This window comes from Leisingera sp. ANG59 (genome assembly GCF_013317235.1).
In the GTDB taxonomy this organism is placed as follows: Bacteria; Pseudomonadota; Alphaproteobacteria; order Rhodobacterales; family Rhodobacteraceae; genus Leisingera.
The window spans coordinates 162812-173195 of sequence record NZ_WLCM01000008.1 but is presented as its reverse complement, the minus strand read 5'-3'; the positions used below and the strand labels follow the sequence as shown (position 1 = coordinate 173195).

At 64.8% G+C, this 10384-nt stretch carries 12 protein-coding genes; 6 read left to right on the top strand and 6 right to left on the bottom strand.

Annotated features, from left to right (window positions below):
• Nucleotides 1–37: 37 nt before the first annotated feature.
• The 5 genes from GKC28_RS10180 to GKC28_RS10160 form a co-directional block, all read right to left on the bottom strand.
• Nucleotides 38–1219 carry an SPFH domain-containing protein gene (locus GKC28_RS10180; RefSeq protein WP_174146788.1) on the bottom strand — a complete coding sequence of 394 codons (1182 nt, stop codon included), beginning with the start codon at nucleotides 1217–1219 and terminating at the stop codon, nucleotides 38–40.
• Between the two features lie 26 nt (nucleotides 1220–1245).
• Nucleotides 1246–2061, bottom strand: coding sequence for a DUF2927 domain-containing protein (locus GKC28_RS10175; protein WP_368041109.1), 816 nt, complete (start codon nucleotides 2059–2061; stop codon nucleotides 1246–1248).
• Nucleotides 2062–2192: 131 nt separating this feature from the next.
• Nucleotides 2193–3383 carry a toxic anion resistance protein gene (locus tag GKC28_RS10170; RefSeq protein WP_174146786.1) on the bottom strand — a complete coding sequence of 397 codons (1191 nt, stop codon included), beginning with the start codon at nucleotides 3381–3383 and terminating at the stop codon, nucleotides 2193–2195.
• A gap of 18 nt (nucleotides 3384–3401) precedes the next feature.
• Complete coding sequence (locus GKC28_RS10165) at nucleotides 3402–4295, bottom strand: 5-bromo-4-chloroindolyl phosphate hydrolysis family protein (protein WP_174146785.1); 894 nt, start codon at nucleotides 4293–4295, stop codon at nucleotides 3402–3404.
• Nucleotides 4296–4469: 174 nt separating this feature from the next.
• The gene (locus GKC28_RS10160; protein WP_174146784.1) at nucleotides 4470–5483 is read right to left on the bottom strand and encodes a pseudouridine synthase; all 1014 of its coding nucleotides are present in this window, start codon (nucleotides 5481–5483) and stop codon (nucleotides 4470–4472) included.
• 61 nt (nucleotides 5484–5544) lie between these two features.
• Here GKC28_RS10160 and GKC28_RS10155 point away from each other — a divergent pair, with 61 nt between their 5' ends.
• The 4 genes from GKC28_RS10155 to GKC28_RS10140 all read left to right on the top strand — a co-directional run bounded on the left by GKC28_RS10155 (nucleotide 5545) and on the right by GKC28_RS10140 (nucleotide 7605).
• Nucleotides 5545–5994, top strand: a complete 450-nt coding sequence (locus GKC28_RS10155; protein ID WP_174146783.1) for a nucleoside deaminase — start codon at nucleotides 5545–5547, stop codon at nucleotides 5992–5994.
• A gap of 94 nt (nucleotides 5995–6088) precedes the next feature.
• A complete protein-coding gene (locus GKC28_RS10150) occupies nucleotides 6089–6670 on the top strand; it encodes a TetR/AcrR family transcriptional regulator (RefSeq protein WP_174146782.1) in 582 nt (193 codons plus the stop codon).
• A gap of 21 nt (nucleotides 6671–6691) precedes the next feature.
• Nucleotides 6692–6985: a YciI family protein gene (locus tag GKC28_RS10145; protein WP_174146781.1), complete on the top strand. Its 294-nt coding sequence runs from the start codon at nucleotides 6692–6694 to the stop codon at nucleotides 6983–6985.
• The gene (locus tag GKC28_RS10140) at nucleotides 6982–7605 is read left to right on the top strand and encodes a DNA-3-methyladenine glycosylase I (protein WP_174146780.1); all 624 of its coding nucleotides are present in this window, start codon (nucleotides 6982–6984) and stop codon (nucleotides 7603–7605) included. The genes GKC28_RS10145 and GKC28_RS10140 overlap by 4 nt, the downstream gene beginning before the upstream one ends.
• A gap of 105 nt (nucleotides 7606–7710) precedes the next feature.
• Here GKC28_RS10140 and GKC28_RS10135 read toward each other — a convergent pair whose 3' ends face one another.
• Nucleotides 7711–8403: a metal-dependent hydrolase gene (locus GKC28_RS10135; protein ID WP_174146779.1), complete on the bottom strand. Its 693-nt coding sequence runs from the start codon at nucleotides 8401–8403 to the stop codon at nucleotides 7711–7713.
• A 186-nt stretch (nucleotides 8404–8589) separates the two neighbouring features.
• Between GKC28_RS10135 and gatC the strand changes: the two genes are divergently transcribed.
• The gene (gatC, locus tag GKC28_RS10130; protein WP_039186076.1) at nucleotides 8590–8877 is read left to right on the top strand and encodes an Asp-tRNA(Asn)/Glu-tRNA(Gln) amidotransferase subunit GatC; all 288 of its coding nucleotides are present in this window, start codon (nucleotides 8590–8592) and stop codon (nucleotides 8875–8877) included.
• Nucleotides 8878–8882: 5 nt separating this feature from the next.
• Complete coding sequence (gene gatA / locus GKC28_RS10125; RefSeq protein WP_174146778.1) at nucleotides 8883–10370, top strand: Asp-tRNA(Asn)/Glu-tRNA(Gln) amidotransferase subunit GatA; 1488 nt, start codon at nucleotides 8883–8885, stop codon at nucleotides 10368–10370.
• The last annotated feature ends 14 nt before the right edge of the window (nucleotides 10371–10384 follow it).

Sequence of the window (10384 nt, the reverse complement as noted above, 5' to 3'; positions counted from 1 at the left end):
GTGGCGGGGGCGGCAGTCTGCCGCCCTCTTGAAGGTGCTACCCGGCTGGCGGCGCTGGCGGAGGCGGGGGGGGCGGCAGGATGGTGAACAGCTGCGCCAGCTCCATCACTTCGCCTGCGCGTTTCCAGCCGTCCTGGCCGGGGGTCCAGACATGGGTTTCACGCGTCAGCGTGCCGTCCTGCGCCATCCGCCCCATCCGCGCCTTGGAGAACGGGCCGGAGGTCTGGCCGTCCACCGCGATGTGCCAGACATGCTCCACCGGCGGCGGGGGCGGGGCCGCGGGCGCTGACCTTTGCGGTGCAGCGGGTTCGGGCCGTGCGCCCCATGGGCCGGACGGCTGACCCGCTGCCTGAGAAGCCGCGCCTCCCTGCAGCGCCTGGCCCATCTGCTGCGCCATCGCCATTCCCATGCCCATCCCGAGGCCTGCGCCCATGCCGCTGTTCGGGGTCTTGGCCGCGGCGGTCATCGCCTCGGCTGCGGAAAACTGGGTGTAGCGGCCCAGATCGCCCAGCACGCCCATCTGGGTGCGCTTGTCCATCGCCTCCTCCACCGCAGGCGGCAGCGAGATGTTCTCAATGTACAGCTCCGGCATCATCAGGCCGTAGTCCGCCAGGGTGCCGGAAATCTCCGCCGCCACCAGCTTGCCCAGGTCGGCGGTATTGGCGGCCATGTCCAGCACCGGGATGCCGGAGCCTGCAATCACGCGGGAGAATTCCTGCACGATGATGTTGCGGATCTGGTAGGAAATCTCGTCCATGGTGAATTCGCCGTCGGTGCCGACGATCTCGGTCAGGAAGCGGGCAGGGTCCGCCACCTTGATCGTGTAGGTACCATAGGCGCGCAGCCGCACCGGGCCGAATTCGGGGTCGCGGCAGATGATCGGGTTCTTGGTGCCCCATTTCAGGTCGCTGAAGCGGGTGGTGTCGACAAAGTAGACTTCAGACTTGAACGGCGACTGGAAGGCGTGGTCCCAGTGCTGCAGCGTGGTCATGATGGGCATGTTGTTGGTCTCGAGCATGTAGAGACCCGGCGTGAACACATCCGCCAGCTGGCCCTCGTGCACGAACACTGCCGCCTGGCCCTCGCGCACCGTCAGCTTGGCGCCGTATTTGATCTCATGGCCCTCGCGTTCGAACCGCCAGACCATGGTGTCATGGGTGTCATCCACCCAGTGAATGACATCAATGAATTCGCCTTTGAGAAAATCGAAAATACCCATGTTTCAGGTCCTCTTCCTGTGGCGGCCTACAATTCCCGGCCCATCGCCTCGCGGGCGAGAATGCGGATGATGGGGCGGGCCTCTTCCAGGCTCATCCCCGCCTTAAGTCTTGGATCATACAGCATCTGCAGCAGCTTTTCGTCAAAGCTGGTCAGCAGCGCAAATTCGTCGTCGTCGTTAAAGATCGAGGGGCGCGCGCGCGGGCTGTCGTTCCTGAGGCCCAGGCCTTGCGCCACTTCCTCGTGCACGCAGCTCTTGCGCACCAGGTCGGGGTGTTCGGCCCGGATCAGCGCCACCCCGCGGGTATAGGACAGCGGATCGCTTTGCGGCCCGCCTGCCACCACCAGGCAGTAAAAGCTGCGCGGCGGCGCGGCCAGCAGCGACAGGTCGCGCGCGCTGATTGCGGGCAACAGTTCCCGCACCCGCTCGGCGACATAGGCGCTGTCGTCGAGGCTGGCAAAAATCACGTGGAAATTGGCCCGCCCGCTGACGGTGCTGACGGAGTGGCCGGTGATCCGCGCCAGCCGCGCCGCATAGTCGGCGAGTGTATCCCGGTCCCGGTCCCGCTGTTCTGCTTGCACCGAGGGGCCGAATTCCGCTGCGATCCTTACCGGGCCGGCCCAGCGGCCAAGCCCGTCGGCAATGCCTGCGCCTCCGTATTCGTCATAAAACGCCAGCTGTTCAAAGCTTCTAGCCAGATCCTCTGCGTCATAGGGAGTGTCCGGGCCGCCGCCGTCGGTGCGCAAGAGGCCGCGGGTCAGCAGGTCCCGCTCCAGTGCGTTGTAGTAGTAGGCCAGCTGGGCGCTGTCGGCAGAGGGTTTGTAGACCGCAGGCTGGGGCACTGCAGGCCGGGCCTGCGGCACTAGAGATTCTGCCTGGTCAAAGGGCAGGCATGCGCTTAAAGCGGCTAGCCCGGCAAAGGCCGCTGCGCTCTTCCAAAGTGTATGGATTGCCTGCACTCCCGCTGCCTTTCTTAACCCGGCACAGCGGTGCCGGCGTTGTCGCCAACCCCGTCGCGCCGCGCCTTGGCGGCGGCCAGCGTGTCGCGCAGCTCCGCCTCCATCTTCTGCAGCTCTTCCTCGGCAGCAGCGCGTTTGGCCTTGCCTTCATCGGCGATCTTGAGGCTGTCCTGAATGGTGCCGATCAGGTCCGCATTGGCCTGTTTCACCGCTTCGATGTCAAAGACGCCGCGCTCCATCTCCTGGCGGATCATCTCGTTCGACTGGCGCAGGTTGGCGGCGTTGGAGGTCAACAGCTCATTGGTCAGGTCATTGGCGTCGCGCACCGCAGCAGCGGCCTGGGCCGAGCGCTGGATGGTCAGCGCCTGCGCCAGCTGGGTTTCCCACAGCGGCACGGTGTTCACCAGGGTCGAGTTGATCTTGGTCACCAGCGACTTGTCGTTCTCCTGCACTAGCCGGATCGAGGGCAGCGATTGCATTGTGACCTGGCGGGTCAGCTTCAGGTCGTGTACCCGCCGCTCCAGATCGTCGCGGGCGGCGCGCAGGTCGCGCAGCTCCTGCGCCTTCATCACCTGGTCGCCTTCCGGCGCGGCCTCCACCTCGGCCTCCTTGGCCGGGATCGCGGTGCTGTCCAGCTCTGCCAGCTTGGCTTCGCCCGCCGCGATATAGAGCGCCAGCTCATCATAGAACTGCAGCGTCTTTTCATAGAGAAGGTCGAGCGACTTGATGTCCTTCAGCAGGGTGTGCTCGTGGCCAAGGAGGTCGTCGGTGATCCGGTCGATCTGCCCCTGCACGGTTTCATACCGCGCGGTGAATTTCACGAAAGGCGTGGCCTTGCCCAACAGCCGCTCCCAGAAGGTCGCCTTGCGGCGCACGTCCAGTTCGGAGACCGAAAAGCCGCGGATCGTGGCCACGATGTTGCGTAAGGAGTCGCCCGCAGGACCCACATCCTTGTTACGCACATCGGACAGCATCGCCTGGCTGATGGTCTGCAGCTCTTCCTGCGCGGCTGAGCCGAAATGGATGATCGAATTGGTATCGCCCATGTCGATCTGATCCATCCGCTGCCGGATCGCCTCGCTGGTCGGTTCATCGGCCTGCTCCAGCGGCTGCACCTCAGCCACGGGTTCAGGCAGTTCAATGGCGGTGACTTCCGTGACCAAGGCTTCGGCCTCGGCGGCTTTCTGTTGAACGGCTTCGGACATGAACGGCTTCCTCGCTAATCAATTCCGGTCCAGATGGACCCCTTCACGCTGCAAACGGTCGCGCAGCACTTCAATTTCAATGGTCAGGTCGGCGCGGTCCTCCACCAGCATCTTGCGGGTGCGCGCGGCAAAATTCTGTTCCAGGTCGTCCAGCAGCGCCAGGTAATCGGCGCGGGCTTGGGCGTCCTGGCTGCGGGCATAGATGTCGGCGAATTTCACCGTCGCATCGCGGGCGCCCTGCAGATAGACGGTCAGGTACTTGCGGGCGGCGGTCAGGTCGCGCGGGTCTTCTTCCACCGTGCGGAACAGCTCGCGGGCGACGGACTGGAACTGCTCCACCCGCGCTTCCACCCGGCGGTCGCGGGCGCGCAGGGCGGCATCTGTCATCGCGGCAAGGCTCTGCTCCGCCTCATCCACCGCGCGGGCCACCCGGGACTGCTGGAAACCGTCGACCCCCTCCACGCCCTTGTCGCGCAGCGGGTCGATGCCGAAGGCGGTGATGTGCAGACCTGCTGCCGCGGCGCCGTAGATGGCGGCAATCAGGATGCCGGGCTCTGCTTTCCACGCCGCCAGCGCCGCGCCGCCGCCTGCCAGCAGCGCTGCCAGGATCTTGCGGGGCAGGGCTGGCTTGCGCGCCACCTTGCGGGCGGCATAGGCGGCTTCGGCCTTCAGCCCTTCGCGCAGCAGGAAGGCGCCGCCGGTCCACAGGCCCGCACCGATCAGCCCCAGCGCCAGGCCAGTGGCGCCGTCGTTTAATGACAGCAATGCCAGGATGGCGGGCGGCACAAACATCACGTTGGCGCGCACCCCGACCGGATCCACCTGGGCATTGCGGTAAGACTGCCTGGGAGCGGAGTTTTGCAACCCGGGGTCGCTGCCGGGGCTGTATTTGCCGCCGTAACGCTGTGCCATGCGGTCAGCCTCCCACGATCCAGCCGGTGCTGAGGCCCAGCATCAGGATCATCAGGGCAGCATAGGCAAGTTTCTGCACGCGAAAGTCCCCCCAAACCGCCAGCAAAGATTAACTGATTGGAAATCTAGGGGATAGCAGTCGGTGTTGCTAGGGGGAAGTCTGCAGGATTCGGCTCAGCGGCGGGGATTCTTGCCGCCCGGGCCTTTGCCGCCGCCGCGCAGGGCGGGGCGTCCGCCGCGCGGATCGGCAGGTTTTCCAGTGGGTTTGCCCGGTCTTCCCGGTGCCTTTCCTGTCGGTTTTCCGGCCGGATTTCCCATCGGCCTGCCAGCAGGCTTGCCGCCGCGGGAGCGGGTGGGCCTGGCCGCCGGTTTTTCCTCTTCCGGCTCCAGCCCCAGCTGGTCGCGCACCACACGCGGGCGCAGCTCCTCGACCTCGCCCGGTTTCAGGTCACCCAGCTGGAACGGCCCGTAGGACACCCGCAGCAGGCGGTTCACGGTAAAGCCGATATCCTCCATCGCGCGGCGGATCTCGCGGTTCTTGCCTTCGCGCAGGCCTACGGTCAGCCAGGCATTGGCACCCTGCTGGCGGTCCAGCGACACGGTCATCGGCTGGAACTTCTCGCCCTCGATCACCAGGCCTTTGCGCAAGGGGGAGAAATCCTCGTCCTTCGGGCGGCCGTTGATCCGCACCCGGTAGCGGCGCAGCCAGCCGGTCGAAGGCAGCTCCAGCTTGCGCTTGATGCCGCCGTCGTTGGTGAGCAGCAAGAGCCCTTCGGAGTTGAGGTCGAGCCGTCCCACCGTCATCACCCGCGGCATGTCCTCCGGCAGCTCGTCGAAGATGGTCTTGCGGCCCTTTTCGTCGCTGTTCGATGTCACCAGACCGGTGGGCTTGTAATACAGCCACATCCGCGGCGCCTCGGCCTCCGGCAGCGGCTGTCCATCAACGCTGATCCGGTCTGCGGCGGTCACGTTCAGCGCAGGGCTGTCGATCTTCTTGCCGTTCACCGACACGCGGCCCTCGGCGATCATGCGCTCAGCCTCGCGGCGCGAGGCAACACCCGCGCGCGACAGGACCTTGGCGATGCGGTCGCCCTCAGGCGAGGCGCCAGCCTCTGGTTTGGCGGCAGCCTTGCGGGGCTGGGATTTCGGGCCTGGTTTGCCCTTGGGGGATGCGGGTGTTTTGCTCATGCCTGTGCCATAGAGCATTCCGCTGCCTTGCGAAAGCGGGCAATCGCGGGCAGGAAGGGGCATGGCATTCAAATCGCATATGGACAAGGCGCTGGACCAGGCGCGCGAGGCCGCAGCGCGCGGCGAGGTTCCCGTGGGCGCTGCGCTGATCGCGCCGGACGGAAGCGTCGCCGCCCTTGCGGGCAACCGCACCCGCGAGCTGAACGACCCCACCGCCCACGCCGAGATCCTGGCCATCCGCGAGGCCTGTGCCGCTTTGGGCAGTGAGCGTCTCACCGGCTATGACCTCTATGTGACGCTGGAGCCTTGTGCCATGTGCGCCGCTGCAATTGCTGCCGCCCGCATCCGCCGGGTGTACTATGGTGCCGCCGACCCCAAATCCGGCGGCGTGGCACATGGTGCCTGCGTGTTCTCCCATCCGCAGGCGCATCACGCGCCGGAAGTCTATGACGGGATTGCGGAAGGCGAGGCCAGCGCACTGCTTAAGGAGTTCTTCGCACAGAAACGCTGAGCGCTGAGGTGATGCGCCGCGGTTGACTTTGCTGTTGCCGGATTAGGGCGATTGTCCTAAGAAGGGGTTAGGTCAATTGTCCTAAAGGGGCCGGATGGCGCAGCAAACCACCAAAGACCGGATCGCGGAAGCCGCCGACCAGCTGTTTTATGAGCGCGGGTTCGAGGCCACGTCATTTGCGGATATTGCTGCGGCTGTCGGCATCTCACGCGGCAATTTCTATTATCATTTCAAGACCAAGGACGAGATCCTTGAAGCGGTGATCGCGCGCCGCATGGCCAATATACGCGCCATGCTGAACGGCTGGCAGGCAGAGGGCGGCAGTCCGCAACAGCGGATCATCTGCTTCATCCGGATCCTGATCGCCAACCAGGCCAAGATCACTCTCTACGGCTGCCCGGTCGGCACGCTGGTGGCGGAACTGAGCAAACTGGACCATGCGGCGCAGGATCAGGCCAATGCCATCTTCACCCTGTTCCGGACCTGGCTCCGCGGCCAGTTCGGGGAGATGGGCTGCGGCGCGGAATCGGATGCCCTGGCGATGCACCTGCTGGCGCGCAGCCAGGGGGCGGCAACGCTGGCGCAGGCGTTCCGTGATGTGGAATTCATCAACCGGGAAGTAGAGCTGATGCTGAATTGGCTTCAGGATCAGCTGCCAAAGGATCACCCTGCCTGACACACACCACAGGAGATACTCATGTATTTTATTTTGCTTTCACTTGCGGCGCAGAAGGACCACTTGGCCGAGTTTCTGGAGGGGCACAAGGCCTGGCTGCAGCAAGGATTTGAGGACGGGGTGTTCCTTGCCGCCGGGTCCATGACCGATGGCGAGGGCGGTGCGATCCTCGCCGTAGGTGAAGGCGAAGAGGAACTGGCCGCCCGCATCGCGCAGGATCCTTTTGTGACCAGCGGTGTGGTGGAGCCGGAAATCATCGGCGTGGCGCCCACCATGATGGATCCCCGGCTTGATTTCCTGCGGGGCGGCGAATGAGCCGCACCGTCACCGCCGCCGATGGCCATCCCCGCTGCGCCTGGAGCGCCTCGGCCCCCGATTTCCTGCGGTACCACGACGAGGAATGGGGCTACCCGGTTGGAGACGACATCCGCCTGTTTGAGAAGGTCTGCCTCGAAAGCTTCCAGTCCGGCCTCAGCTGGCGCACCATTCTGGACAAGCGCGAGAACTTCCGCGCCGCCTTTGCCGGGTTTGATTTCAACGAGATGGCGAAATTCGGCGGGACGGATGTGGAGCGGCTGCTGCAGGATAAGGGCATCATCCGCCACCGCGGCAAGATCGAGGCGGTGATCAACAACGCCGCCCGCGCGCAGGAACTGGTGGCAGAGGCGGGGTCGCTGGCGGCGTTCTTCTGGAGCTATGAGCCAAAGCCGGAGGGTTTGCCGGAGCCGCAGACCGCCTCCACCAGTCCCGAGTCCGTGGCGCTGTCCAAGGCGCTCAAGAAACGCGGCTGGAAATTCGTCGGCCCGACCACGGTTTTTGCTTTCATGCAGGCGATGGGGCTGATCAACGACCACGCCCGCGGCTGCATCTGCCGCGAAAAGGCCGCCAACGTCCGGCAGGCCTTTACTGTGCCGCAGATGAAACCGGCGGCCTGATCTCCGCCCGCGCCGGGCCGCCAGGCCCGGCGCCACACCCAACGGGAGCGGATCTGCCSGGCAGATCCGGCGGCGGGCGGGAGGTTTTCCGCGCGCTCGGACAGGTCAGATTTCGATCGCCTTCATCACTTCCGGCTCGATGACATCGACGCCGGGCAGCCCTTCGATCAGATCCTTGGCGTCCCGCTCCAGGACCGGGAAGCTCTTGTAGTGGCAGGGAATCACCGTCTTGAAGTTGAAGTACCGCTTGGCCGCGTAGGCCGCCTGATTCATGTCCATGGTGAAATGGCCGCCCGCCGACAGGATGCCAACGTCCGGTTTGTAGTAATCGCCCATCCACTCCATGTCGGCCATGATCGCGGTGTCGCCGGACAGATAGACCGTCTTGCCTTCCGCCATCAGCATATAACCCACTTCCGAACCGCCGGTGCGCAGGCCGTCCTGGGTGTTGAAGGTGGAGCTGTGCGAGGCCGGTACCATCGCAACCTTGACCCCGCCCAGGTCCACCGTGCCGCCCTTGTTGAAGCCGGTGGTCTGCACGCCCTCGGTCTCGCCCCAAAGGCCCATCAGGTCGTATTGCCCGACCACCGGCACCTCCAGCCGTTTTGCCAGCGGCAGCACGTCCACCACATGGTCGAAATGCACATGGGTCAGCAGAATATGGGTAGCGCCCGCAATCGCCGCTTCGTGCTGGCCTTCCGGCAGCACCGGGTTGCCGCTCAGCCAGGGGTCCACCAGCAGCGCCAGGCCGCCTGTTTCGATACGGAATGAGCCATGGCCCAGCCAAATGATCTTCATCGCATTTCTCCTCCCGTTGTCCTTGGCGGAAGCCTAACAGGCCTGTTGCGAAATGGAATTGAAGCCTGCGGATAATTTGCCGCGCTGGCGCCGTTAAGCCGGCGCAACGCAGCGAACGCCCCATGCCGGCTTGCAGCGCAGGCGGCACGGCGGTAAATGCCTACCCAACACCAGATGAGGGTTTCCATGTCGATTGACCAAAGCACCGCCGCCAAGGTGGCCAAACTGGCCCGGATCAAGGTCGAGGACGACGCGCTGCCGGCGCTGGCAGACGAGTTCAACAACATCCTGGGCTTCATCGAGCAACTGAACGAGGTGGATGTCGAGGGCGTCGAGCCGATGACCTCCGTCACCCCGCAGCGCCTCAAGCGCCGCGCGGATGAAGTCACCGACGGCAGCCAGCAGGACAAGGTTCTGGCCAATGCGCCGGACGCCCGCGAAGGCTTCTTCGCAGTGCCCAAAGTCGTGGAGTAAGACACATGAGCGATCTGAACAAACTGGGCCTGGCAGAGGCCCGCGACGCGCTGCGCAAGGGCGAAACCACTTCCGTTGAACTGACCGAAGCCTGCCTTAAGGCGATAGACGCGGCTGATGCGCTCAATGCTTTCGTGCACAAGACGCCCGAGATTGCAATGGAACGTGCCAAGGCTGCGGACGAGCGCATCAAGGCGGGCGGTGCCCCCTCCATGTGCGGCCTGCCGGTCGGCATCAAGGACTTGTTCTGCACCAAAGGCGTGCCCTCGCAGGCGGCCTCGAAGATCCTCGAAGGCTTCAAGCCGGAGTATGAATCCACGGTTTCGCAGAAACTGGCCGATGCCGGTTCCGTCATGCTGGGCAAGCTGAACATGGATGAGTTCGCCATGGGCTCCTCCAACGAAACCTCCGTCTACGGCAATGCCGTCAGCCCCTGGCGCCGCGGCAATGACGACGCCCAGCTGACCCCGGGCGGCTCCTCCGGCGGCTCCGCATCTGCCGTTGCCGCCGACCTCTGCCTGGCGGCCACCGGCACCGACACCGGCGGCTCGATCCGCCAGCCTGCGGCCTTTACCGGCACCGTCGGCATCAAGCCGACCTACGGCCGCTGCTCGCGCTGGGGCATTGTCGCCTTTGCCTCCTCGCTGGATCAGGCCGGGCCGATGACCAAATCGGTGCGTGATGCTGCCATCATGCTGGAAGCCATGTGCGGCCACGACCCCAAGGATTCGACCTCTGCCGAACTGGCGGTGCCGGATTTCGAAGCGATGCTGACCGGCGACATCCGCGGCAAGAAGATCGGTATCCCCAAGGAATACCGCATGGACGGCATGCCGGGCGAGATCGGGAAGCTGTGGGCCGACGGCGCCGAGATGCTGAAAGCAGCCGGTGCCGAGATCGTCGATATCTCGCTGCCCCACACCAAATATGCGCTGCCCGCCTATTACGTGATTGCCCCGGCAGAGGCGTCTTCGAACCTGGCGCGTTACGACGGTGTCCGCTACGGCCGCCGCGCCACGCTGGAAGCGGGCGACGGCATCACCGAGATGTACGAGAAGACCCGCGCCGAGGGCTTCGGCCATGAGGTGCAACGCCGCGTCATGGTCGGCACCTACGTGCTGTCGGCAGGCTTCTACGACGCCTATTACAACCGCGCCCGCCGCGTCCGCACCCTGATCAAGAAGGACTTCGAGGACGCCTTTGCTGCCGGCGTCGATGCGATCCTGACCCCCGCCACCCCGTCCGCGGCCTTTGGCCTGGGCGAGATGACCGAGGCGGATCCGGTGCAGATGTATCTGAACGACGTCTTTACCGTTACCGTGAATCTGGCAGGCCTGCCCGGTGTTGCGGTGCCTGCAGGCTTGGATTCCCAAGGCCTGCCGCTGGGTCTGCAGCTCATTGGCAAACCCTGGGAAGAGGGCGATCTGCTGAACACTGCCTATGCGCTGGAGAATGCGGCCGGCTTTGTAGCCAAGCCGCAGCAATGGTGGTAAACCTCTGCGCAAGC